Genomic DNA, 24,971 nt, shown 5'->3' with positions numbered 1-24,971 from the left:
CGGAATGACGTGGAGGAAGGGCTACCGCAGCCGGTTCAACAACCCCAGCAGCGTCTCGCGTTCCTTCGCATCGAGCGGCGCCAGTGTTTCCTTGGAGATGGCGAGCGCGAGCGGTGCGGTCTTCTCCGCGAGCTGCTGGCCGGCGCGGGTCAGGCTGACGAGCAGCCTGCGACCATCCTGCGGGTCCGGGCTGGTTTCGGTGAGACCGCGCGCGGTCAGCCGGTCGATCACACCTTTGATCGTCGCGACGTCCATCGCCGTGAACCGTCCGAGCTGGTTTTGCGAGCACGGCCCGGTCTCGACCAGCTTCGACAGTGCCGCCCATTGCGTTGGCGTCAGGTTGCTGCCGATGTCGCGCGCGAAGATCATCGTGTGGCGCTGCCAGACCTGACGCAGGATGAAGCCGATCTGATCGTCGAGCACGTAATTTGATTTCGCCGCTTTGGCCGTGGCCTTCGCGGCGGCCTTTGCCTGCGGCTTCGGCGCGGTCTTCGTTGCGGTCCTTGCCGATCGCTTCAGCGTGGCGCTCTTGGCCATATCTTCCCTCGCCTCAGATCGACAGATGCGCGTCGCGGATGTCGGGCCGCGCGTCGAGCTCGGCCATGGTGCCGGAGAAGCAGATGCGGCCGCGCTCGATGATATAGGCGCGGTCCGAGATCAGCTTGGCAAAATGCAGGTTCTGCTCGGAGACGACCAGCGAGACGCCTTCTTTCTTCATGGTCAGGATCGCATCGACCATCTGCTCGACGATCTTCGGCGACAAACCCTCCGAGGGCTCGTCGAGCAGCACCAGCGACGGATTGCCCATCAGGGTACGGGCGATGGTGAGCATCTGCTGCTCGCCGCCGCTCATGCGGCCGCCCGGGCGGTTCTTCATCTCGCCGAGATTGGGAAACAACTGATAGAGTTTCTCGCGCGTCCATTGCGGCGCATTGGGCCGCGGCTTCTGCCGACCGACCTCGAGGTTTTCCTCCACCGTCAGCTCGGTGAAGATGCGGCGCTCTTCCGGAACATAGCCGAGGCCGGCGCGGACGATCTCATGGGTCGGCGCGGACGAGATGTCCTTGCCCTCGAACATGATCTGGCCCTCGCGCAGCTCGACCAGGCCGACGATCGAGCGGAACGTCGTCGATTTGCCGGCGCCGTTGCGCCCGAGCAGTGCCACCACCTCGCCCTCGCCGACCTCGAGGCCGATGTCGAACAGGATATGCGCCGGACCGTAGTGGCTGTTGAGACTGGCGACGGACAGCTTCATGTCGGAGCTCCCTCGCGATGATCGGCATCATACAGCAGGCCTTCGCCGAGATAGATCGCCTGCACCTCCCGGTTGGCGCGCACCTCGGCTGGCGATCCCTCGGCAATGAGGCTGCCGCGATTGAGCACGAGAATGCGGTCCGCATGCTCGAATACCACGTCCATGTCGTGCTCCGTAAAGAGGACGCCGATCGACTGCTCACGCGCGATTCCAGCCGTCAGCCGCATCAGCTCGACACGCTCGCGCGGCGCCATTCCGGCGGTCGGCTCGTCCATGAGCAGCAGCTTCGGCTGGTTGGCAAGCGCGATCGCGAGCTCCAGCCGCTTGAGGTCGCCATACGCGAGCTCGCCGCAGGGCCGTTCGGCATAGCCGGCCATGCCGACGAGATCGAGCAGGCGATCGGCTTCGTCCCGCTCGATGCCAACCATCGGGCTCCAGAAATCGAACAGGCGGCGATGATGCGAGACCAGCGCGACCTGGATGTTCTCACGCACGGTCATGGTCGGATAGGTCGCGGTAATCTGGAAGGTGCGGCCGACCCCGAGCCGCCAGACCTCGCGCGGCTTGCGCCCGGTGGTCTCCTGCCCCATCACCGTGATGCGGCCGCTGTCCGGCACGTTCTGGCCGTTGAGCATGTCGAAGCAGGTGCTTTTCCCCGCGCCGTTCGGGCCGATCAGCGCCAGGATCTCGCCGGCCCGCAGCGTGAACGACACGTTGCGGACGGCGTGAATGCCGCCATAGGATTTAGACAGGCCTTCGACCGAGAGCAGCGACACGCCGAGACTCATTGTGCGCCCTCCATCTTGGCCGACAGCGAAGCCCCCTTGGGGGACACTGCGCGGCGCCGATGCATGACGGTCTCGACCACGCCCACGATGCCTTTCGGGAACACCACCACGATCAGCACGATGAAGATGCCGAGCACGAACTTCGACCAGTCGGTCTGGCTGACCAGCCAGATGTTGAGCGCCTTGTAGACGATGGCGCCGAAGATCGCGCCGGGCACCGTCTCGACGCCGCCGAGCAGCACCATGACCAGCGCATCGACCGAGAGCGAGATGCCCATGTTGTCAGGGAAGACGCTGCCCTTGAGATAGGCGAACAGCGCGCCGCCGATGCCGGCCGTCGTGCCGGCGATGATGAAAGCGGTCCACTGGATACGCTTGCCGTTGATGCCGATCGACTCGCTGCGCAGCGGCGAGTCGCGCATGCCGCGCAGCGCGTAGCCAAAGGGTGAGAAAGTAATCAGCCGGAGCACGCTGACCACGAGCGCCGACACGCCGAGTGCGAGCCAATAGAAGTGCGACGGCGAGGCCGCCCACTTTTCCGGCCAGAGACCGAGAATGCCATTGTCGCCGCCGGTCACGGCCACCCATTGGAACGCGATCGACCAAACGATCTGGGCGAACGCCAGCGTCAGCATCGCGAAGTAGACGCCGGAGAGCTGGACCGCGAAAGCACCAAACACGGCTGCGCCGAGCGCGCCGAGCAGCGGGCCCAGCAAAAGGCAGACGATCATCGGCAGCCCCGCCATCTTGGCGAGGAAGGCGACGCCATAGGCGCCGAGGCCGAAATAGGCGGCGTGACCAAACGAGGCGAGCCCGCCGACCGCCATCAGGAAATGCAGCGACGCCGCGAAGATCACGAAGATCGCGATCTCGGCGCCCACGGTCAGCGCGTAGTTGCCGGCGATGAAGGGCAGCATCGCCGCCAGCGCCAGCGCGACGAGAGACGCCAGCCGCTCGACCGAGCTCAGCGGGCGCCACGGAATAACGGTGAGGCCCGGCGTGCGGCGCGCCGGCGCCTCCTTCTTGCCGAACAGGCCCCAGGGACGGACCACTAGAACCACGGCCATCACCAGGAACACCAGGATCAGCGAGATCGTCGGAAAAATGAGAATGCCGAACGCATTCAATTCGGACACCAGCACGGCGGCAACGAAGGCGCCGAGGATGCTGCCGAGGCCGCCGATCACGACGACCACGAACACCTCGACGATGATGCGCAGATCCATCGCGTGATGGACCGCGTCGCGCGGGATCTGCAGCGCGCCGCCGAGCGCGGCCAGGAAGACGCCGACCGCAAACACCGAGGTGAACAGCCACTTCTGGTTGACCCCGAGCGCCGCGACCATGTCGCGGTCCTGCGTCGCCGCGCGCACCAGGATGCCCCAGCGCGTGCGCTGGAACAGCAACCATAGCACCCCGAGCACGATCGGACCGAGCGCGATCAGGAACAGGTCGTAGCTCGGGATGTTCTGACCGAAGAAGTCGACCGCACCTTTCAATCCCGGCGCGCGGCGGCCGACCAGATCGTCCGGCCCCCAGATCAGCACGACGAGATCCTCGACCATCAGCGTCAAGCCGAAGGTCGCGAGCAGCTGGAACAGCTCCGGCGCGTGATAGATCCGGCGCAGCAGCACGATCTCGACGAGCACCCCGATGGCCGCGACCGCGAGCGCTGCCACGACGATGCCGCCCCAGAAGCCGAGCGGACCGGACAGCCTCTCAGTGAGCGAAAAGGCCACATAGGCGCCGAGCATGTAGAACGCGCCATGGGCGAAATTCACGATGCGGGTGACGCCGAAGATGATCGACAGTCCCGACGCCACCAGGAACAGCGAGGCTGCACTGGCAAGGCCGGTCAGGAACTGGACGAAATAGAAGGCCATGGGCGGTCCGCGTGAGGAGATCGTCGAATCGATGAGCCGCGTTTGCGCTCGGCGCTCCCTCAGAGAGCTGGCGAGCAAGCGTGGGGTGAGGGATCTCGGCCCGAACCTGCAGATCAGGCGTCGTATTCCCTCACCCCGCCCGCTCTCCCCCTGCGGGAGAGGGAGAAGCAGGATCGTGTGGATCAGTCCTTCGGCCGGAGCTTGCCGACCTCCGCGTCACCAGGCAGATAGTCCGAGCCCTTGCGATAGACGGCGTCGACCATGATGCCCTTGCCGTCCTTCAGCGCAGTCTTGCCGACGTAAGCGCCGAGCGTCGACTGGTGATCGATCTTGCGGAACGTGATTTCACCGAAGGGCGACGGCACCGACAGTCCCTCGGCCGCGGCGATCAGCTTGTCGGTATCGGTCGAGCCGGCCTTGGCGAGGATGGCGGCTGCCGACTTGATGGTCTGGTAGCCGACGATCGAACCAAGCCGCGGATAGTCGTTATATTTGGCCTGATACGCCTTCAGGAACGCGTCGTGCTCGGGCGTCTTGATCGAATACCAGGGATAGCCGGTGACGATCCAGCCCTCGGGCGTCTCCTCCTTGAGCGGATCGAGATATTCCGGCTCGCCGGTCAGGAAGCTGACGACCTTGCGGTCCTTGAACAGGCCGCGGGTGTTGCCCTCGCGGACCAGCTTCACGAGATCGGCGCCGAAGGTGACGTTGAGGATCGCCTCCGGATTGGCGGCGGCGACGGCCTGCACCACCGGACCGGCGTCGATCTTGCCCTGCGGCGGCCACTGCTCGTCCACCCACTGGATGTCGGGCCGTTTCTCCGACAAGAGCTTCTTGAACACCGCGACGGCCGACTGGCCATATTCATAGTTCGGCGCAATGGTGGCCCAGCGCTTGGCGGGAAGCTTGGCGGCCTCCTCCACCAGCATCGCCGCCTGCATGTAGTTCGACGGACGCAGGCGGAAGGTGTATTTGTTGCCCTTCGCCCAGGTGATGGCGTCGGTCAGCGGCTCGGCCGCCAGGAAGAACACTTTCTTCTGGTTGGCGAAGTCGCTGACGGCGAGGCCGATGTTCGACAGGAACGTACCGGCGAGCATCGCCACGTTCTCGCTCGACACCAGCTCGTTGGCCGCGGTCTGCGCATCGGCCGGCTTGCCGCTGTCGTCCTTGGAGACGACGACGAGCTTCTTGCCGTTGATGCCGCCGGCCGCATTGATCTCCTCGACCGCGAGCTGCCAGCCCTTGCGATAGGGCTCGGTGAAGGCCGGCAGTAGCGAATAGCTGTTGATCTCGCCGATCTTGATGACGTCCTCGGCGCGCGCCGCGCCCGTCAGTCCCGCGACGGCAAGGCCCAGGCCTGCCGCAAGCATCGTTCTCCGTCGCATCCCTTCAGCCTCCATGTTGAGTCGAATTACCGTAGACCGTCCTCGCCCTTGATCTCGGCGACCGTGAGCCCGCCGACGCGCGGCAGCGGACGGCCGCTGTCGGTGACCGCGAGCGCGACCATGATCTCATTGGCGCGCGGCGCGTCGTTGATCTGCACCTCCATGCCATCGAAATGACTGCGCACGAAGGCCGCATCTTTATGGCCGAGCGGAATGTCGAGCGTGCAGCCGACGCCGCCGCGCTTCTTCGACGACGGGATCAGCGCCGCGCCCTTGCCGAGTACCTTGCGCACCGGCGCGCCCATTTTCGGATGCAGGATCGCGGCCGCATGCTCCAGCTCGCCGTCGCTGCCGACGGCGGCCGCCTTGCCGTAGCTGTGCGCGGCCGGCCCTTCGATGCCGAGCGCGGCCACGGCGCGCTTGGCCAGCATCTCGCCCAGCTCCTCGCCGATCGCAATCAGAGGCGACAGGTCCTCGACATAGCGGCCGGCAAACGGATTCTCGATCACCGCCACTGCCGCAGCCCGCCGCGTCGGCGGCGAGACGGACCGGCCCATCTCCTGATGGACTTCCTCGACCACGGTCACGATCTTTCTGATGACGGCGCTCATCGATGATCCTTCGTGTTCCTGCACATCATGCATCAAACCTCACGCCGCCGCCGCTCGCAACTGCGGCCGACGAACGATCTCGATCGCGCGCGGACCGACAACGCGAATGTTGCCGCGAAGCTGCAGAACGGCGCCTTCGATCAGACCGGCCGACAGCAGCGACTGCCCACGATGCTCGCCCGCGGCCAGCGCTTCGGCAACCTCGACATCACGGAGCTCTCCGACCTCGCATGTGACGAGGCGATCACCGAGATCGGTCTCCGGTTGCAACTCGCAGGCGGGTCGGCGAAGCACGGCCGGATGACCCGGAAGATCGACCGCGTTGCCGATCACCGTCGCCGCCGCATCCGCCTGCGCCGCGCTGCGCGCGAGTACCGTCACCGCGTCGGCAATGCCCAGCGAGAAACTGCGGCCGTGGCGGCCCGACGTGGCGACGCCGCCGATCGCATCGGCAGCACGAAGCGTCATCCTGCGCATCACACCGGCGCCGTCGGGACGGTCCATCAGCCCGACGCTGAAGGTGGCGGCATCCCGCAGATGGAGTGCGATGTCACCGCCATTGTTGACATAGGCCCGCGTCAGCTTCGCCACGCCGCACATGGCGCCGAGGATCTCCTCGGCCACGCTCCCGGCAACCGCGGCCATCGGCGTGATGAACATTTCGCGGGCGAACGGCGACACGGCCGCATGCATCCGCCGCGCGACGACACCTTTCAATGGGCATCGATCGTGATCGGCGCCCCTGCGCAGATCGGACAGTTCGGCACACAGCTCGTCCAAGAGACCCGTGAAACGCTCGGCCGCCGCACGATAGGCCGCGCGGATATCACCATCGACCGCGTCGACGCCGATGATCAGATCGATCGGGCCGTCCTGCAGATGCAGCCGCCGGTCGGGCAACAAGGCGATCTGTGGCTGCCGGGTCATGCACCCGGCCTCGGCCACGGCAGTTGGCGAATGTCCTTGCTGACATCCTTGAGCGAAGCGAGCGGCTGGACGTAATCCATGTGCCCGCCGAGCGCCGCATAATCCGATAGCCTCAGCGTGAACTCGATCGGCGCGACGATCGCCGGCGTCGGCACATAGCCGAAGGCGCCGGCCGGCATCTGGGTCACGTCGACCATATAGGTGATGCCGCCGCCCGGCCAGACATAGACCGGCGCACCGCCGCTCGTCACCCGCGTCAGCGTATCCTTGACCGACCGCGTCAGCCGCACCGGATTGTCGGTGACGCCGGCGCGCAGCGAGCCGCCGGCACCGGCCATGAACAGCACGGTGCACAGCGCCGGCTCGCAGTTCTCCTGGATGCGCTCGACCGAGAACTGCAGCTCCGGCGGCATCTCGCGCGGCACCGGCCTGAGCGTCTCGTCGAGCACGTAGTATCCGGCATGCTCGCCCGTCGTGGACACCATCAGCAGCGTCGTTCCCGGCTTCGCCGTCTTGGGATCGAATGGCCCGAGGATCGACAGCGGATCGGAGATGTCGGTGCCGCCCCAGCCGGTTCCGGGCTGCGCCACCTGGAAGTAGCGGCCCGGCGTCGAGCGTCGCCCCTTCATCTTGATGCCTGTCGCGGGAATGTCGAGCAGCTTGCCGGCCTGGTGCTCTGACAGCACGCCGGTGATGTGATCATCGACCACGACGACCTCGTCGACCTTGCCCTGCCATTGCTTGGCGAACATGCCGATCGTGGCCGAGCCGCAGCCGACGCGCATGCGCTCTTCCTTGACGCCGTTGACGATCGGGGGCTGCCCCGCCTGCACGATCACGCTGGAGCCGCCGTCAACCACGAGTTCCACGGCCTTGCGGTTGCTGAGGTCCATCAGCGCGTCACAGGTGACACGCCCCTCCTTCTTGGAGCCGCCCGTGAGATGATGCACGCCGCCGAGCGACAACATCTGCGAGCCGTATTCGCTGGTCGTGACGTGACCGACCGCTTCGCCGTCGACGCGCACCGTCGCCGCTTCCGGGCCGAGATAGCGGTCGGTGTCGATCTTCACCTTGACGCCGCAATAGCTGAAGATGCCCTCGGTCACGACCGTGACCATGTCGACGCCATCGACGACCGATGACACGATGAACGGCGCCGGCTTGTAGTCGGGATAAGTGGTGCCGGCGCCGATCGCGGTGACGAACAGCTCCGGCTGATGCACGATCTTGCCGTCCCAGTCGCCGCTCGCCTGGAACGGCACCAGCTTGCCGCCATGCGACACCGTGCGCTCCAGCAGGATATGCGGATCGACGCGCACCAGCACACCGTCCTGATTGGCATAGCGGTCGCAGGCGCCTGCCGCGCCCGGCTTGATGTAGCACATCACCGGGCAGGCATCGCAGCGGATCTTGTCCCCTGCACCGTCGCTCGCCGTCTCAGTCACCATGCAGAGAAGCCCATCTTGAAGCGGAGTTGGCGGCAGCCATCCACGCGCCGCGGCAATTCGTTCGTATACGAATGATGTCGCGCCCCTCCGCCGACTGTCAAGCGCCACCGCGAACGAAAAGCACGATTGCCGGATAAACGATCAGTTTGCCCTGCACAATGACGACAAATCGTGCATACGCTGCAGCGCAATACGTGCCACTTGCATGTTAGTACACAAACGATACGCTCGGAGCGATCACCATCGCATCCTCGTTAACGATAGCATAGCGGACGACAGAAGGGCATGACGCCAGCAACGATTCGGCTGACCGTGAACGGACGGACGCATGACGTCGCGGCCGCGCCGGACACGCCCCTGCTCCATGTGCTGCGCAACGACCTCGCTCTGAACGGTCCGAAATACGGCTGCGGCCTGGGGGAATGCGGCGCCTGCACCGTGCTGATCGATGGCCGCGCCGCCCGTTCCTGCATCATTCCGGTGGAAGGCTGCATCGGCCGCGACGTCACCACGCTGGAAGGACTGGGCTCGCGCGAGGCGCCCGATCCGGTGCAGCAGGCCTTCATCGCCGAGCAGGCCGCGCAATGCGGCTACTGCCTCAACGGCATGATCATGACGACCAAGGCGCTGCTGGCGATCAAGCCCGATCCGTCACGCGACGAGATCAAGCAGGCGCTGCGCTACAATCTCTGCCGCTGCGGTGCCCATGTCGAAATCCTCCGCGCGGTGATGCGCGCGGCCGGCCACACGCTCGAGGCGCTGGACTGATGAACGATCGCCTCACCAAGGACGCCGACATGTCTCGCGGCTGGCTGGTCGTCGGGCGTCCCATGGCCGGCAACGACGGCCGGTTCGAAACCTTCATCCGGATCACGGCCGCAGGCGAGGTCTCGGCCTTCAACGGCCATGTCGATCTCGGTACCGGCATCCGCACCGCACTGGGACAGATCGTCGCGGAAGAGCTGGATGTCTCCTTTGCCCGGGTCGTGGTCGTGCTCGGGGACACCGCGGTCGTACCGAACCAGGGCGCGACCATAGCCAGTGAGACAATTCAGATCACCGCCGTGCCGCTGCGCAAGGCGGCGGCGCAGGCGCGCGCCTTCCTCTTGGCGCGGGCGGCCACGCAGCTCGACCTCGACGTTCAGGACTTGACAGTCGAGGACGGACTGGTCCGCGGGCCCAACAACCGCGTCCTCAGCTATGGCGAGCTGATCGGCGATGAGACGATCCGCCTCGAGCTCGCCGACGATGTCATCGTCAAGTCGGTGAACGACTATCAGGTCGTCGGCCGCTCGGTACCGCGCGTCGATCTGCCGGCGAAAGCGACCGGCGAATTGACTTATGTGCACGATGTCCGCGTCCCCGGCATGCTGCATGGCCGCGTCGTGCGTCCGCCCTATGCCGGTGTCGATGCCGGTCCCTTCATCGGCACCAGCCTTCTCGGCGTCGACAGAGACTCGGTCCGCGACGTCCCGGGTCTGGTCGACGTCGTCGTCATCGGCGATTTCATCGGCGTCGTCGCCGAGCGCGAGGAAAACGCGATCCTGGCCGCCGAGCGCCTCGAGGTGAATTGGAGGCCGGTGCCGACTTTGCGCGATCTCGACGATGTCGAGAACGCGCTGCGAGCCAATCCGTCCGCTCCGCGCCGGCTGCTCGACAAAGGCGATGTCGATGCCGCCATCGGCGGCGCCGCCAAGCCGATGCGGAGGACCTATCTCTGGCCCTATCAGATGCACGGCTCGATCGGGCCGTCCTGCGCCGTCGCCGACTATCGCGACGGGCAGACCCGCATTTATTCCGGCACGCAGAATCCGCACGTCCTGCGCGGCGATCTCGCCAAGCTGATCGACTGTCCAGAGGATCACATCGAGTTGATCCGGCTGGAGGCCGCCGGCTGCTATGGCCGGAACTGCGCCGACGATGTCACAGCCGATGCGCTGCTGCTGTCGCGTGCGGTCGGCCGCCCGGTGCGCGTGCAATTGTCGCGCGAGCAGGAGCACCTGTGGGAGCCGAAGGGCACTGCGCAGCTGATGGACGTCAATGGCGGCCTCAATGCCGATGGATCGGTTGCGGCCTATGAGTTCGCCACGCGCTATCCCTCGAACGGCGCACCGACGCTGGCCTTGCTGCTCACCGGCCGCATCGCGCCGGAGCCTGCGGTGTTCGAGATGGGCGACCGCACCGCGATCCCGCCTTACGATTACGAGCACATGCGCGTCACGGCGCATGACATGCCGCCGATCGTGCGTGCCTCCTGGTTCCGCGGCGTCTCGGCGCTGCCTAACACCTTCGCGCACGAATCCTACATCGACGAGCTCGCCGCCGAGGCCGGCGTCGACCCGATCGAATACCGGCTGCGCTATCTGAAGGACGAGCGCGCGCGTGATCTCGTGAACGCCGTGGCCGAACGCGCCGGCTGGACGCCGCGCCCCGTGCGGGAAGAGAAGACGCCCGACAACGGCGTCGTCCACGGCCGCGGCTTCGCCTACGCGCTCTACGTCCACAGCAAGTTTCCCGGCTACGGCGCGGCATGGTCGGCGTGGATCGCCGATGTCGCGGTGAATACGACCACCGGCGATGTCAGCGTCACGCGGGTCATTGCAGGCCAGGACTCCGGCCTGATGATCAATCCAGACGGGGTACGCCACCAGATCGAAGGCAACGTCATCCAATCCACCAGCCGGGCGCTGATGGAGGAGATTCCCTTCACGCGCGGCAAGGTCGCGGCACGGGAATGGGGCGCCTATCCGATCATCACCTTCCCCGACGTGCCTGAGATCGACGTGCTGATGCTGCCGCGGCCGGATCAGCCGCCGCTCGGCGTCGGCGAGTCCGCGTCCGTGCCCAGCGCCGCCGCGATCGCCAATGCGATCTACGACGCCACCGGCGTCCGCTTCCGCGAGCCGCCATTCACGCCGGAGCGCATTCTGAAAGGCCTGCGCGGCGAACGGGTGGAGACGCCGGCGCCGCAGTCGCTGCCCGCCCCCGAAAGACCGGCGACCACGTGGCACAAGCCCTTTGCCAAGCGGGGCGGCGTGATCGCCACCGCCGTCGCGGCATGCGCCGCGGCGATCGGCATCGCCACCGCCGTGTTGCCCTGGCGCGCCATCGCGCCGATCACGCGCCCCGATCCCTCGGTCTATTCCGCAGCGACGATCGCGCGCGGCGAGGCGCTCGCGGCACTCGGCAATTGCGCTGTCTGCCACACCGCGGATGGCGGCCTGATCAATGCCGGCGGCCGCGCACTGGAAACGCCGTTCGGCACGCTGTTCGGCACCAACATCACGCCCGACGTCGAGACTGGCATCGGCGCCTGGTCCTATCCCGCCTTCGAGCGCGCGATGCGCGAGGGCGTGCATCGCGACGGCCGGCAGCTCTATCCGGCGTTTCCCTACACGCATTTCGCGCGAACCGATGATGCCGACCTGCAGGCGCTCTACGCCTACCTGATGGCACAGGCGCCAGTGAGACAGCAGGCGCCTGACAACGCGCTGCGCTTCCCATTCAACCTGCGGCCGCTGGTCGCCGGATGGAACGCTCTGTTTCACGACACGCAGCCGTTCCGGCCCGATCCGACACAATCGGAGCAGTGGAATCGCGGCTTCTATCTCGTCGAAAGCCTCGGCCATTGCAGCGCCTGTCACTCGCCGCGCAACGCGCTCGGCGCCGAGCAGCGCAACGCACATCTGGCTGGCGGCTTCGCCGATGGCTGGGAAGCCCCTGCGCTGACCGCGCTCTCGACTGCCCCGATCCCGTGGACCGAGGACGAGCTCTACACTTATCTGCGCTCGGGGCAATCGCGCTTCCATGGTGTCGCGGCCGGTCCGATGGCGCCGATCGTGAAGGATCTCGCGACGCTGCCCGACGCGGACATTCGGGCCATGGCGATCTATCTCGCCTCGTTCCAGACGCCCTCGCCCGAGGCAGCGAAGCTGGAGGCGATGGCCGCGGAGTTGGAAGCGCGCACCAAGGCGACCTCGACGGCGTCTCCGGCGGCACGGCTCTATCTCGGCGCCTGCGCGGTCTGTCACGAGGTGGGCGGCCTGCCGCTGTTCGGCAGTCGGCCCTCGCTGGCGCTGAACAGCAACCTGCACAGCGCCACACCCGACAATCTGATCCAGGTGATCCTGCACGGGATCATGAAGCCGGTCTCGTCCGATCTCGGCTACATGCCGGCGTTCAAGGACCATCTCAGTGACGTCCAGATCGCCGAACTCGTCGCCTATCTTCGTCAGCAGTTTGCTCCGGACAAGCCGGCCTGGACGGGCGTAGACGCCGCCGTCGGTCGCATCAGGTCCACCGTGGCGCAGTGAGGCTGAGCATGCTCCGTCTGCGCCCGGCGCCCCGACCACCACCCTGACGCGCATTCGGGCACCTCGTTGCCAGTAATTTCGCCTTGCGGCAGACGGTCTGCCGCTTCTAGAATTTGGGACTACGTTCCAAAAAATGGAACAAACGGTATCATCATGAGCGCTCTGACCAACGCCATCGACATCCTGCGCTGCTTCTCGACCGCGCGGCCCGACCTCTCCTTTGCCGACGTCCAGGTCCTGACCGGCAAACCGAAAAGCTCGACCTCCCGCCTGCTCCGCTCGCTGCGCGATTGCGGCCTGCTCGAGCAGGATCCGCACAGCCGCCGCTACCGGCCGGGCCTGCTCACCTTCGAGCTCGGGCGGCTGCACCGGGCCCATGACGACCTGATCGCCACCGCCGAGCGCGAGCTGCGCGATGTCTGCGCGCGCACCGGCCACACCGGCTACATCGCCGTGCTCGACGGCTATCAGCAGGTGGTGCTGCGCATCGTGCCCGGCTCCAACCCGCTGCGCGTCGTCAACCCGCCGGGCCAGCGCACGCCGGCCATCATCACCTCGAACGGCCGCGCCATGCTGGCGCGTCTGACAGACCAGGAGATCCGGACGCGCGTGCCGCTCGACTACCCGAAGGTCCCGGCCAACTCGCCGCAGAACTTCACCGAGCTGATGGCGCGGCTGAACGAGATCCGCCGGACCGGCATCTCGGACGCCGCCGACGAGGCCATCGAGGGCGTCGGCTCGCAGGGCTTTGCGCTGACGGGCGGCGAGAGCGGTGAGCTGATCGGCATCGCCGTCTCCTACTCGGTCCAGGCCACCACCGAGATCGAGCGTGCCAATGTCCGCCGCGAGCTCGGCAGCATGGCCGCAAAGCTGCGGCGCATGACCGGCGATCCGCTCGGCCAGACCATCGAGCAATTGGCCGGACTGGCCTCCTGATGACGAGCAGCAGCGCGCCGCGCGTCAACAGCCTGGCGCTGTTGATCCTGCCGAGCGCGCTGCTGTTTGCGTTGTTCTTCTTTCTGCCGATCGGATTGATGGCGGTGATGAGCGTCCTGACCGGCAACCCCGTGGTCATGCCGAACGTCGCCCTCACAGCCAGGCACTATGCCCGCATGGGCGATGACGGCTATTATCTCGAGGTGATCTGGACCACGATCCGGATCGGCCTCTGGACGACGCTCGCCGCGCTCGTGATCGGCTACCCGCTCGCGCATTGGATGGCGCGTATCAAGAGCCGCACCGGCCATGCGCTGCTGCTGATGGCCGTGCTGGCGCCGATGCTGACCGGCATCGTGGTGCGTACCTTCGCCTGGATGACGCTGCTGTCCGACAAGGGTGTCATCAACCAGATCCTGGCCTCGCTCGGGCTGGTCACAAGGCCGTTGCAGCTGATGTACAATGAGACCGGCATCATCATCGGCCTGGTCCACATCTATGTGCCTTTCATGGTGCTGACGCTCACCGGCGTGATCGGCCGCATCGACGAGCGGCTGGAGCAGGCGGCGGAGAATCTCGGCGCCAGCCCATGGCGCGCATTTCTCGAGGTCACCCTGCCGCTCAGCCTGCCCGGCATCCTCGCCGGCTCGCTGCTCGTCTTCGCGCTCGCGATCAGCGCCTATGTCACCCCGATCCTGCTCGGCGGCTTCCAGGTCATGACCTTGCCGATCCTGATCTACCAGCAGATCTCCGCCAACTTCAACGTCGGCTTCGCGGCTGCGCTCGGCATGGTGCTGCTCATCATTTCGCTCTCGCTCGTCATCGCGTATAATCACGTGCTCGGCCTCGTTTCGGGCCAGCGCGAGCTGCAATGAGGGCGCAGATGACGAGCCTTGCTCCGGGATCGCGGCCGCCGCTCGCTGCGCCAATCGGTCTGGCGGCCACACCTGCCCTTCGCAGCAAGGCGCGGCCGCTCCGGTGGGGCCGCAGGCTCTATCTCGCCGCCAACACCGCCATCCTCGTCTTCCTGCTGGCGCCGATTGCGATCGTGATCGTGTTCGCGCTCAACCCGACGCCTTTCATCCAGTTTCCACCAGTCGGCATCTCCTTTCGCTGGTTCGAGAAATTCTTCGCCTCGGGCGACTTCATGCACGCGCTGCTGTTCAGCATCGAAGTCGCGGCCATGACCACGGTCGCGGCCACCGTGCTGGGCGCCTCGGCCGCGCTGGCGATCGCCCGCGGCAACCTGCCAGGCTCCCGGCTGATCGTGGCGACCATGCTGTCGCCGCTCATGCTGCCGGCGATCCTGACCGGTCTTGCGCTGTTCCAGTCCTACGTACTGCTCGACGTCGGACGCCCGGTGTGGGGGCTGGTGGCTGGTCACACGCTGGTGACGATTCCCTACGTGGTGCGGACCACGCTCGCCGTGCTGCACAATTTCGATGTCAGGTTGGAGGAAGCCGCGCAGAATCTCGGCGCCAGCCCCACCCGGACCTTCTTCGAGATCACGCTGCCGCTGGTGAAGCCCGGCGTTCTGGCAGGCGCGATCTTTGCTTTCATCGTCTCGTTCGACCAGTTTCCGGTGTCGCTGTTCCTGGTCGCGCCGGGCAGCGAGACCTTGCCGATCACGCTGTTCAACTATCTGAAGTTCGATCTCGACGGCACCATCGGCGCGGCCTCGGTGGTCTCGATCCTGCTCGCCTTCATCGTCGTCATCGCGCTCGACCGCACCGTAGGTCTTCGCTCCTACGTCAAACTCTAAGGGAGATCCCGGACATGACCGCCTCATCGCGTCGTTTTCCCCTGAGCCGCCGCCGCCTGCTGACCGCGGCTGCGTCGCTCGGCGCCGGCGTTGTCGCTGCTCCCTTTGTCGCGCGTGCGGACGAGCCCGTTCTCAACGTCACCGGCTGGGGCGGCAAATGGGGTGACGTGATGAAGGCCGAGATCGGCCCGGCCTTCGAAAGCGAGTTCAAGTGCAAGCTCAAGACCGACACCGCGCTGCCATTCCTGCCGAAGCTGCAGGCGAGTTCGCGCTCGGCTCCCATCTACGACGTGCTGCACACCAACTCCAACGAGCAGTGGGCGGCCGTGGAGATGGGTCTCGTCGAGCCCAAGGTCGACCCCAAGCTGGTTCCGAACATTGCCGACGTCTACCCTTACGCCGTCAGCGACAAGATCGTCGGCGTCTGCATCTTCACCAGCGCCATCGGGCTCGGCATGCGCACCGACAAGGGCTATGGGAGCGTCACGTCGTGGAAAGACTACTGGGATGCGAAATTCAACGGCGCGCGCGGCGGCTATGTGATCCCTGCCAATAGCCTTGGACAGGCGTTCGTGATGATGTGCGGCGCCCTGTATGGCAAGGGCCAGACCGACCTCGACGCCGCCTATGCAGCGCTGGAGAAGCTGAAGCCGATCAAGCTGGTCGACTTCACCGGCGCGATGGAGAAGCTGATCCTGTCCGGTGAGGTCGGCCTCGGCATCCTGCATGATTCCGGCATCTATCGTTACGACGGCCAGAACCAGCCGGTCGACTTCGTCACGCCAAACGAGGGCGTGCTGTCGCTCGAGCAAGTGCTGAGCATCACGCCTGGCAGCAAGGTGAAGGATCTCGCCAACGCCTATATCAACTACATGCTGCGCCCCGAGGTTCAAAAGCGCCTCGCTGAGACCGTCTGGTATTCGCCGGCCAACAAGAAGGTCAAGCTCGACTCCAAGTATGACGCCAAGCTGCTGACGACGCCGGAGAAGGTCGGCAAGCTGATCCAGGTCGACTGGAAGTGGTACAACGCACGGAAGGACGAGATCGACAGCCGGGTCAACCGGATCTTCCGCGCATGAGCGCTGCCATCGAGATCGCCGCGGTCAGCAAGATCTATGACGGCGGCGTACGCGCAGTCGACGCGGTTGCCGTGAACATCAGGCCTGGCGAGTTCTTTTCGCTGCTCGGCCCGTCCGGCTGCGGCAAGACCACCACCCTGCGCATGATCGCCGGCTTCGACAGCCCAAGCGCCGGCGAGATCCGCCTCGACGGCGCCGACATCACCCACGTGCCGGCGCACAAGCGCGACATGGCGATGGTGTTCCAGAACTACGCCCTGTTCCCGCACCGGACCGTGGCCGAGAACGTCGCCTTCGGCCTGCGCATGCGCAAGATCGACAAGGCGACGATTGCCGCGAAGGTGAAGGCAGCGCTGGCGATGGTTGAACTCGGAGGCCTGGAGAACCGCAGGCCGGCGCAACTGTCCGGCGGCCAGCAGCAGCGCGTCGCGCTCGCCCGCGCCATCGTCATCTCGCCCCGCGTGCTGCTCTGCGACGAGCCGCTCGGCGCGCTCGACAAGAAATTGCGCCAGCAGATGCAGTTCGAACTCAAGCGGCTGCAGAAGACGCTTGGCCTCACCCTCGTGTTCGTCACCCACGACCAGGAGGAGGCGCTGGCCATGTCGGACCGCATCGCGGTCATGAACGCCGGCCGCGTCGAGCAGATCGGCACCCCGCTCGAGATCTACGATCAGCCGCGGACGCGTTTCGTTGCCGATTTCATCGGCGACACCAACATTTTTCGTGGTCAGCGCGTGACCTTGGACAAGGGCGTCGGGATAGCCGTCGGCAACGGTCTGGTGCTGGCCCTGGCGGACACAGTTGCAGCAGCCGAGGCCGAGGTTCTGTCGGTCGCGCTGCGGCCGGAGAAGATCTCGGTATCGCCAGCCGAGGTGGCCGATGCCAAGCGGACAGGCATGTCCGCGCGCGGCACAGTCGAGAGCACCAATTTCCTCGGCGGCGCGGTGCTGTACCGCATCGCCCTGGAGTGCGGACAGCACGTGCTGGCGCAACAGCCGAATTCCGGAGCTGGTCCTCTCCACGCGCCGGGTCAAACGGTCACGCTCGACTGGCGTCCGGCCGATCTCGTCATTCTCGAGGATTGATATTGTGAGCGTTATATTCCTATTCCCGCAGCAGTACCGTGCGCCGCAGTCACAGAGCGACGTCGAAGAGCTTGTGCCGTGAGCGCAGCCGGCATGAAGACGATCAGCCTCGACGACATCGAGGCGCTCGCGGTCGGCGCCTGGATCCTCGGCACCGGCGGCGGCGGCAGTCCCTATCTCGGCCTGCTCAACCTGCGCCGGCTCTATGCGGAGGGGCATCGCGTGCAGATGATATCGCCGCTCGACCTCGCCGACGACGACTGGGTCGCGGTGGTCTCCAACATGGGCGCCCCCTTGGTCGGGCAGGAACGGCTGGCCGACAGCCGCAGCATCGCGCGTGCGGTGCGCATGCAGGAGGAGATCAACGGCATCACATTTCGCGCCGTGATGTCGGTCGAGATCGGCGGCGGCAACGGCATGCAGGCGCTGATGGCGGCGGCGCATCTGAACATCCCCGTGGTCGACGCCGACTGCATGGGCCGCGCCTTTCCCGAGGCGCAGATGACATCGGTCGCGATCGGCGACCTCAAGCCCTATCCCTGCACGCTCTACGATCCCCGCGGCATCGAGGCCGTCGTGACCAAGGTGCCGAGCTGGAAGTGGATGGAGCGCGCCAGCCGCAAGATCTGCGTCGAGATGGGCTCGATCGCCTCGACCAGCAAGGCGCCGCGCACGGGCCGCGAGGTCAAGGACTGGGGCATCCATTTCACCACCACCAAGGCGATTGCGATCGGCCGTGCGGTCGATGCAGCCAACCGGCGCCACCAGGATCCGATCGCGGCGATCCTCGATTGTGAGGGCGGCCAGCGGCTGTTCAGCGGCAAGATCGTCGACGTCGAGCGCCGCACCACCGAGGGCTTTCTGCGCGGCAGTGCCGTCGTGGAGGGCAGCGACGACGATCGCGGCACCCGGCTCAAGCTGTCGTTCCAGAACGAATGGATCGTGGCTTGGCGCGATGGCGAAGCCATCGCGATGTCGCCGGACCTGATCTGCGTGCTCGACAGCGTCAACGGCCACGGCATCGGCACCGAGACGGCGCGCTACGGCCAGCGCGTCACCGTGATCGCGCTGCCCGCGCCCGCCGTATTGACCAGCCCGCGCGGGCTCGAATTCGTCGGCCCCCGCGCCTTCGGTTACGACCTCGATTTCCGGTCGCTGTTTGCGACCCCTGGAGCTCCCTGAGAATGAAGCGGATTGGCATTGACGTCGGTGGCACCAACACCGACGCCGTCCTGATTGCCGACGACCATGTCGTCCACTCCGTCAAGGCTGCGACCACCGCCGACGTCACCTCCGGCATCCTCGCGGCGCTGAAGGCGCTGCGAGAAAATCCCGCGGCGGCCGTGCCGGTCGACGCGGTCGTGATCGGCACCACGCATTTCATCAATGCGGTGGTGCAGCGGCGGCACCTGCAGAAGATCGGCGCCATCCGCATCGGCATGCCCGCCTCCGCCTCGCTGCCGCCGTTCTGCGACTGGCCGGGCGATCTCGCCGCGCTGGTCAGCGGCGAGACTTTCATGCTCGAAGGCGGCCACGATTATGATGGCCGCCCATTCATGCCGCTCGACATCGGCGGCCTGAAAGCCGCCGCGCGCGCGATCAAGGCCAAGGGCCTGCGCGCGGTCGCGGTCGCCTCGTCGTTCTCGCCACTCGACCCGAGCTGTGAGATCGCGGCGCGGGCAATCCTCGCCGAGATCTGCCCTGATGTGGCCGTCACGCTCTCGCACGACCTCGGCCGCATCGGACTGCTGGAGCGCGAGAACGCCGCCCTGCTCAATGCCGCGCTCCACGACCTCGCGGTCACGACGGTCGCCGCCTTCCGCAAGGCGATCGCGGAGTCCGGCATCGATGCGCCGCTGTTCCTGACGCAGAACGACGGCACCGTGATGCAGGCGGAGATCGCGACCGCCTTCCCGGTCATGAGCTTCGCCTCCGGCGCCACCAACTCGATGCGCGGCGCCGCGTATCTCTCCGGCCTCGACGACGCCATGGTCGTCGACGTCGGCGGCACCACCAGCGACATCGGCCAGTTGCGCCACGGCTTTCCGCGCGAGGCCAACACTGTCGTCGAGGTCGGCGGCGTCCGCACGCTGTTCCGCATGCCCGATTTGCTCTCGATCGGGCTCGGCGGCGGCAGCCATGTCGAGCAGGATCCGGTCCGCGTCGGCCCACTCAGCGTCGGATACCGGCTGACATCCGACGCGCTGGTGTTTGGCGGCGACCGTCTGACCGCGACCGACGTCGCGGTCGCGGCGGGGCTGATCGACATCGGCGACAGATCGCGCGTCGCGCATCTGCCGAAAAGCCTGATCGACGCCGCGCTCGCCGACGCCCACCGCAAGCTCGAGGGCGACATCGACCGCATGAAGACCGAGGCCGGCGACGTGCCGCTGCTCGCGGTGGGCGGCGGCGCCTTCCTGGTGCCGGAGCGCCTTGCCGGCATCTCCACCATCGTGCGCGTCGACCATGGCGACTGCGCCAACGCGGTCGGCGCCGCCATCGCCCAGGTCTCCGGCGAGGCCGACCAGGTCTTCCGCGACCTGACCCGCGACGAGGCCATCGCGGCGGCGCGGGCCATCGCCGAGGAGCGCGCGGTGCAGGCCGGCGCCGACCGCGACACGCTCAAGACGGTCGATGTCGAGGACATGCCGATCGCCTACCTCCCCGGCAACGCGCTGCGCGTCCGCGTCCGCGTCGCCGGCGCCATCGCCGAGCCGACCATCGGCGCGGCGGCGTAGTCCATCGTCGCTACGCCAGCTCGGCGATCCGCTCGACCCCGGCCTCCGCGCCCTGCGCCTTGGCCGCCGCCATCGAGCCGCCGAGGTCGATGCCGCGGCAGGCGTTGTCGATGACGATGGCCGCGAAGCCGAGCCGCCGCGCATCGACCGCCGAATAGTGCACGCAGAAATCGGTGGCGAGACCGACCAGGAAAACCCGCTTCAGGCCGCGCTCGCGCAGATAGCCGGCGAGGCCCGTGGGCGTGGTCTTGTCGTTCTCGAAGAACGCCGAGTAGGAATCGATCGCGCCACGAAAGCCCTTGCGGATGATGAGCTGCGCCTTGTCGGTCGCAAGCTCGGCATGGAAGGCGGCGCCCGGCGTGCCCTGGATGCAGTGGTCCGGCCACAAGGTCTGCGGCCCGTAGGGCATCGTGACGCTCTCGAACGGCGCCTTGCCGGGGTGGCTCGAGGCGAACGAGCTGTGTCCCGCCGGGTGCCAGTCCTGGGTCAGGACGACGTGATCGAACATCCCGCTCAGCCGGTTGATCGCCGGCACCACGGCATCGCCGTCGGCCACGGCGAGCGCGCCGCCGGGACAAAAATCGTTCTGCACATCGATGATGAGCAGCAAATCCTCGTTGGCCCTGATCTGCATTCCGGTCTGCATCCGTTTCACTCAAACTCCATCAAGGATGGCCCCAGCCCGCGGCGATCTCAAGCCGGGCCGCCGAATAATCCGCGGCAAGCCAGCCCCTCCATTTTGGAATCCCTGCCCTGCAGGACGGGCCTGGAAACGCCCGCCGATTCATGGATTCTCCCGGCGGGAGAGCGTGGCCGATGCAGACTGCCGTCACACACCATTCCGCGAGCCAGCGTCTCGAGCGCTGGGCGGTCGCCACCCTGCGCGAGGCCGGCGCGATCGTCGAATGCGAACAGCACGGCTGGATGCGCGAGCGCGGCGACCCGCATGCGCTGGCACGGGCGCTTCGCATCGCACGCGACGATCCGCCACGCGGCTTGTGTAGTTCGGACGCGCTCGCGGCGATCGAGGCCGTCCTGGCCGCGACCGGCGACACCTGCCCTGATTGTTCACGGCACGGAGAGCCGGAATATCCGCCGTGATTCAAATAAGTGATTCCGTAACTACCCCGAGATGCCCTAGCCTGAGGCCTCCACCGGGAGACGCAATCATGCCGAATCATCCGGTCCCGTGGCTGCTGCGCAAGCCATGCCCGACCTGCGGCCGTGCGCTCGCGGTTCGCGAGGGCAAGGGCGGGCGCCGCGAGCTTGCTTGTCCGACCTGCGATGGGCCCGATCCGCTGCACTCGCCCAAGGCGCTCCGCTGGGCGAGGGGATCGCTTCGGCCGCCGGAGCGGCCGAAGCAACATTGACGTCACTGGCGCGTCAGCTTGCGCTCGACTTTCTTGCGGCTGTTGCCGACCTTCTTGACCGCCTTCTTCACCGCGGACGCCGAGCGGCCGCTCTTCTTGGCTTCGTAGCGGACTTCGTGGTCCTGTCCACCCGCGACGCGGGCGCGATCCTGGTTGCGTCCGCGCGCTGACTTTGCGGTCGAGGCTTTCTTCTTCGTTGCCATGGTGCATCTCCTTATCAGCGCGCAACGCACGACGCAGCGAAGCGGTTCCGCCGATGAGAGAGCCCCGTCGCATCGATCAGCCGAGGTCGAACTTGACGCCCTGCGCCAGCGGCAGGCTGCGGCCGTAGTTCACGGTGTTGGTGGCCCGGCGCATATAGGCCTTCCATGAATCCGAGCCGGACTCGCGGCCGCCGCCGGTCTCCTTCTCGCCGCCGAACGCGCCGCCGATCTCGGCGCCCGAGGGGCCGATATTGACGTTGGCGATGCCGCAATCGGAGCCGCGCGACGACACGAACAGTTCGGCCTCGCGCAGATCATTGGTGAAGATCGACGACGACAGCCCCTGCGGCACCGCATTGTGCAGCTCGATCGCGGCATCGAGATCGCGATACGGCATCACATAGAGAATCGGCGCGAACGTCTCGCGCTCGACCGGACCGGATTGCGATTCGATCTCGACCAGGGCCGGCCGCACGTAGTACGCCTCCGCAAAGCCGCCGACCGCGACGCGCTCGCCGCCGAACACGCGGCCGCCGTGATCCCGCGCGGCGCTCAGCGCGTCCTGCATGGCGTCGTAGGCGCCGCGATCGATCAGCGGGCCGATCAAGGTGCCCTGCTCCAGCGGATTGCCGATCGCCACCGAGGCGTAGGCCTGCTTCAGCCGCGGCACGAGCTGGGTGTAGACGTCGGCATGCACGAACAGGCGGCGCAGGCTGGTGCAGCGCTGGCCCGCGGTGCCCATCGCCGCGAACGCCACGGCGCGCAGGGTGAGATCGAGATCGGCCGTGGGCGTGACGATCGCGGCATTGTTGCCGCCGAGCTCGAGGATGGCGCGGGCAAAGCGGCCGGCAAGACAGGCGCCGACGACGCGCCCCATGGCGGTCGATCCGGTCGCCGACACCAGCGGCACCCTGGCATCGTCGACCAGCATCTCGCCGACCGCGCGGCCGCCGAGCAGCAGGCCGGCGAGCCCCTCCGGCGCCTCGCCGCCCTCGCGGCGATAACGCTGCAGCGCACGCGCCAGCAGCGCGTCGGTCGCGAGCGCGGTGAGCGGCGTCTTCTCCGACGGCTTCCAGACGACGCTGTTGCCGCACACCAGCGCCAGCGCCGCATTCCAGGCCCACACCGCCACGGGGAAGTTGAAGGCGGAGATCACGCCGGTGACCCCCAGGGGATGCCAGGTCTCCATCATCCGGTGCTCGGCGCGCTCGGTGGCGATGGTCAGGCCATAGAGCTGGCGTGACAGGCCGACGGCGAAGTCGCAGATGTCGATCATCTCCTGGACCTCGCCGAGCCCCTCGGAGACGATCTTGCCGGCCTCGATCGAGACCAGGCGGCCGAGCGCGGCCTTGTGGGCGCGCAGCTCCTCGCCGAACAGCCGCACCAGTTCGCCGCGCTTCGGTGCCGGCTTGAGCCGCCACTGCAGGAACGCGGCATGCGCGCGCGCGATCACCGCGGTCGCATCCGCCCTGCTGTCGTCATGCACATGGGCCAACACCTCGCCGGTCACCGGCGAACGGGCGGCGCGCGTCCCACCGCGCAGCCGCTCCGGCGCGACGCCGAGCGAGGTCAGGATCTCGGCCGTTTCGACAACGAGTGTCAGGGGCGATGCTTGGCTGGGCGACATATGCAACTCCGGATTGTCCCACGCACCGGTGCACGCGAGACGTCATGAATGGTCCATCGTAAACGCCCCCGTGTAGATCAAATCCGGCTGCGGCGCGAGCACCCGCGCGCTGGGCAAACGGCCACTGGGCAGGTCGCTCGTCGGCGCACGGAGGCGTCCTCCCGCTCGTTCTGTTTCGCGCGCGCCGGCTCAGCCTTCTGGCGCGCATCGGCGAGATCCCGCGACGCAACGCGCCCGGGCTGATGGGATCGACGATCCCTCGCGAAACACGAGGGCGCGGGGAATGCCGGGAGCTGGCCGCCCCCATGGCCCGCCTGCGAAAAAAATGCAGGCGGCAGGAACCACAGGTTCAGCCGAGACATCCCGGCATTCCCCGCGCGATGGTCTTCACGCTTATACCGTGATCTCCCCGGTGTACGGCTCTTTAGCCACCGTCGCCCTCGGACTCATCGCCCGAAAGCTTAGCGCCAGCGTCGCGGCGCCAGGACCACACGACTTCACGTCCGCCAGCTGCCGTTCGTCCGCGTGCAAGCACGCTGCGGCAGATAAGCGGCCATCGCCTCCCCGCCTCACGTGTCGTGACGATCGCGATACGCCCCTCGTGGCGAAGCAGGATGGATGCAGTAGAGCACATTTTCTGGAAAAGCGAAAGCGCTTTCTTTTGGAGCGCCGCAGCGACCGAAGGTCGTTCATGACACGCCTTGCGTTGGCAGACGGATTGTGATCGTCGAGGAAAACAGCAAAGCGGCCCTCGCAACAAAGATCATTGAGGCCCTATCCGCCTCGATATACCAACGTCGCATATGTCCTCGCGAGAGACGATCAGCATGACGATCGAGACTTTGTTCGCGTTTGCGGGAACGTCCATCATCCTCCTGGTGATCCCGGGGCCGACGGTTCTGCTGGTGGTCTCCTATGCGCTGGGCCAGGGGTGGCGAACCGCGCTGCCGACGGCCCTCGGCGTCGCGCTGGGCGACTTCACCGCCATGACCTTGTCCATGCTGGGCGTCGGTGCGTTGCTGGCCACGTCGGCGCTGCTGTTCACCGTGCTGAAATGGATCGGCGCGGCCTATCTCGTCTGGCTCGGGATCAAGCTGTGGCAGGCCGGCGGCGCGCTGAACGCCGTGCCGCGGACCGACAGGACCTCGGCGCCGAAAATGCTCGGTCACGCCTGGATCGTCACGGCGCTGAACCCGAAGAGCATCACCTTCTTCGTCGCGTTCTTGCCGCAGTTCCTCAGTCCGAACGGCAGCTTCCTCACGCAGATGGTGGTGTTCGAATCGACCTTCGTCGTGCTCGCCTTCGCCAATGCCGTCGGCTATGCGCTGATCGCCTCGCGCGCCCGCGCGCTCGTACGGAGCGCGAAGGTGATCAGCATCTTCAACAAGGCGGGCGGCACCCTTCTGATCGGTGCGGGCGTCGCCGCCGCGGCGGCGCGGACGGCGCAGAACTGAACGGGCTGCGACCTTCGGCGTGGATTGTCGCCGGCCACATCGGATGACGACGCCCGCGCGGCGTCGTCCAGGTTTCTGCAACGCGCAGGTCAGGCTATATTGTCGCC

General features: G+C 66.7%; 23 protein-coding genes. 12 read left to right on the top strand and 11 right to left on the bottom strand.

The genetic code is table 11. The annotated features are described in order from the left end of the window. Window positions 1–21: 21 nt before the first annotated feature. From QX041_RS00410 to QX041_RS00375, 8 genes are all read right to left on the bottom strand, one after another. A complete protein-coding gene (locus QX041_RS00410) occupies window positions 22–537 on the bottom strand; it encodes a MarR family winged helix-turn-helix transcriptional regulator (RefSeq protein WP_316164241.1) in 516 nt (171 codons plus the stop codon). Between the two features lie 13 nt (window positions 538–550). After that, window positions 551–1,255, bottom strand: a complete 705-nt coding sequence (locus QX041_RS00405) for an ABC transporter ATP-binding protein (protein WP_315715507.1) — start codon at window positions 1,253–1,255, stop codon at window positions 551–553. After that, on the bottom strand, window positions 1,252–2,043 hold the full coding sequence (locus tag QX041_RS00400) for an ABC transporter ATP-binding protein (RefSeq protein ID WP_316164240.1): 792 nt from the start codon (window positions 2,041–2,043) through the stop codon (window positions 1,252–1,254). Before QX041_RS00400 ends, QX041_RS00405 begins: the two co-directional genes overlap by 4 nt. Beyond that, window positions 2,040–3,926 carry an ABC transporter permease gene (locus QX041_RS00395; protein ID WP_316164239.1) on the bottom strand — a complete coding sequence of 629 codons (1,887 nt, stop codon included), beginning with the start codon at window positions 3,924–3,926 and terminating at the stop codon, window positions 2,040–2,042. Before QX041_RS00395 ends, QX041_RS00400 begins: the two co-directional genes overlap by 4 nt. A 182-nt stretch (window positions 3,927–4,108) precedes the next feature. Continuing rightward, a complete protein-coding gene (locus QX041_RS00390) occupies window positions 4,109–5,311 on the bottom strand; it encodes an ABC transporter substrate-binding protein (RefSeq protein ID WP_315752083.1) in 1,203 nt (400 codons plus the stop codon). A gap of 26 nt (window positions 5,312–5,337) precedes the next feature. Continuing rightward, window positions 5,338–5,922 carry an amino acid synthesis family protein gene (locus tag QX041_RS00385; RefSeq protein WP_315715503.1) on the bottom strand — a complete coding sequence of 195 codons (585 nt, stop codon included), beginning with the start codon at window positions 5,920–5,922 and terminating at the stop codon, window positions 5,338–5,340. 39 nt (window positions 5,923–5,961) lie between these two features. Next, entirely contained in the window at window positions 5,962–6,849 is an 888-nt protein-coding gene (locus QX041_RS00380) for a UPF0280 family protein (RefSeq protein ID WP_315715502.1), read from the bottom strand. Continuing rightward, window positions 6,846–8,297, bottom strand: coding sequence for a 6-hydroxynicotinate reductase (locus tag QX041_RS00375; RefSeq protein ID WP_316164238.1), 1,452 nt, complete (start codon window positions 8,295–8,297; stop codon window positions 6,846–6,848). Before QX041_RS00375 ends, QX041_RS00380 begins: the two co-directional genes overlap by 4 nt. A gap of 285 nt (window positions 8,298–8,582) precedes the next feature. Between QX041_RS00375 and QX041_RS00370 the strand changes: the two genes are divergently transcribed. From QX041_RS00370 to QX041_RS00330, 9 genes are all read left to right on the top strand, one after another. After that, window positions 8,583–9,065, top strand: coding sequence for a (2Fe-2S)-binding protein (locus QX041_RS00370; protein WP_316164237.1), 483 nt, complete (start codon window positions 8,583–8,585; stop codon window positions 9,063–9,065). Next, on the top strand, window positions 9,065–12,610 hold the full coding sequence (locus QX041_RS00365; RefSeq protein ID WP_316164236.1) for a molybdopterin cofactor-binding domain-containing protein: 3,546 nt from the start codon (window positions 9,065–9,067) through the stop codon (window positions 12,608–12,610). Before QX041_RS00370 ends, QX041_RS00365 begins: the two co-directional genes overlap by 1 nt. A 153-nt stretch (window positions 12,611–12,763) precedes the next feature. Beyond that, on the top strand, window positions 12,764–13,546 hold the full coding sequence (locus QX041_RS00360) for an IclR family transcriptional regulator (protein WP_316164235.1): 783 nt from the start codon (window positions 12,764–12,766) through the stop codon (window positions 13,544–13,546). Then, complete coding sequence (locus QX041_RS00355) at window positions 13,546–14,421, top strand: ABC transporter permease (RefSeq protein ID WP_315715497.1); 876 nt, start codon at window positions 13,546–13,548, stop codon at window positions 14,419–14,421. Before QX041_RS00360 ends, QX041_RS00355 begins: the two co-directional genes overlap by 1 nt. Before the next feature lie 8 nt (window positions 14,422–14,429). Further along, window positions 14,430–15,308 (top strand): ABC transporter permease, encoded by an 879-nt coding sequence (locus QX041_RS00350; RefSeq protein ID WP_315715496.1) that lies wholly within the window; start codon window positions 14,430–14,432, stop codon window positions 15,306–15,308. A 14-nt stretch (window positions 15,309–15,322) separates the two neighbouring features. Next, the gene (locus QX041_RS00345) at window positions 15,323–16,387 is read left to right on the top strand and encodes an extracellular solute-binding protein (protein ID WP_315828062.1); all 1,065 of its coding nucleotides are present in this window, start codon (window positions 15,323–15,325) and stop codon (window positions 16,385–16,387) included. After that, window positions 16,384–17,472, top strand: a complete 1,089-nt coding sequence (locus QX041_RS00340) for an ABC transporter ATP-binding protein (RefSeq protein ID WP_316164234.1) — start codon at window positions 16,384–16,386, stop codon at window positions 17,470–17,472. The genes QX041_RS00345 and QX041_RS00340 overlap by 4 nt, the downstream gene beginning before the upstream one ends. A gap of 78 nt (window positions 17,473–17,550) precedes the next feature. Beyond that, a complete protein-coding gene (locus QX041_RS00335; RefSeq protein ID WP_316164233.1) occupies window positions 17,551–18,654 on the top strand; it encodes a DUF917 domain-containing protein in 1,104 nt (367 codons plus the stop codon). 2 nt (window positions 18,655–18,656) lie between these two features. Then, entirely contained in the window at window positions 18,657–20,210 is a 1,554-nt protein-coding gene (locus QX041_RS00330) for a hydantoinase/oxoprolinase family protein (RefSeq protein WP_316164232.1), read from the top strand. Between the two features lie 10 nt (window positions 20,211–20,220). Here QX041_RS00330 and pncA read toward each other — a convergent pair whose 3' ends face one another. Continuing rightward, window positions 20,221–20,856 carry a bifunctional nicotinamidase/pyrazinamidase gene (gene pncA / locus QX041_RS00325; RefSeq protein WP_316164818.1) on the bottom strand — a complete coding sequence of 212 codons (636 nt, stop codon included), beginning with the start codon at window positions 20,854–20,856 and terminating at the stop codon, window positions 20,221–20,223. Window positions 20,857–21,026: 170 nt separating this feature from the next. Between pncA and QX041_RS00320 the strand changes: the two genes are divergently transcribed. Together QX041_RS00320 and QX041_RS00315 are read left to right on the top strand one after the other, a co-directional pair. Further along, a complete protein-coding gene (locus QX041_RS00320; RefSeq protein ID WP_315715490.1) occupies window positions 21,027–21,311 on the top strand; it encodes a hypothetical protein in 285 nt (94 codons plus the stop codon). Between the two features lie 68 nt (window positions 21,312–21,379). Then, window positions 21,380–21,580 (top strand): hypothetical protein, encoded by a 201-nt coding sequence (locus tag QX041_RS00315; protein WP_315715489.1) that lies wholly within the window; start codon window positions 21,380–21,382, stop codon window positions 21,578–21,580. Between the two features lie 2 nt (window positions 21,581–21,582). On the opposite strand, the gene QX041_RS00310 is transcribed toward QX041_RS00315, so the two are convergent. Together QX041_RS00310 and QX041_RS00305 are read right to left on the bottom strand one after the other, a co-directional pair. Continuing rightward, entirely contained in the window at window positions 21,583–21,783 is a 201-nt protein-coding gene (locus QX041_RS00310) for a DUF3606 domain-containing protein (protein WP_315715488.1), read from the bottom strand. Between the two features lie 76 nt (window positions 21,784–21,859). Beyond that, window positions 21,860–23,410: an aldehyde dehydrogenase family protein gene (locus tag QX041_RS00305; protein ID WP_315752091.1), complete on the bottom strand. Its 1,551-nt coding sequence runs from the start codon at window positions 23,408–23,410 to the stop codon at window positions 21,860–21,862. An 827-nt stretch (window positions 23,411–24,237) separates the two neighbouring features. Here QX041_RS00305 and QX041_RS00300 point away from each other — a divergent pair. Beyond that, window positions 24,238–24,864: a LysE family translocator gene (locus QX041_RS00300; protein ID WP_316164231.1), complete on the top strand. Its 627-nt coding sequence runs from the start codon at window positions 24,238–24,240 to the stop codon at window positions 24,862–24,864. Window positions 24,865–24,971 lie beyond the last annotated feature (107 nt).

The sequence above is a fragment of the Bradyrhizobium sp. SZCCHNRI2009 genome, from assembly GCF_032485115.1.
Taxonomy (GTDB): Bacteria; Pseudomonadota; Alphaproteobacteria; order Rhizobiales; family Xanthobacteraceae; genus Bradyrhizobium.
Note: the sequence above shows the minus strand (reverse complement) of the source record. Positions and strands in the feature narration are given on the sequence as shown.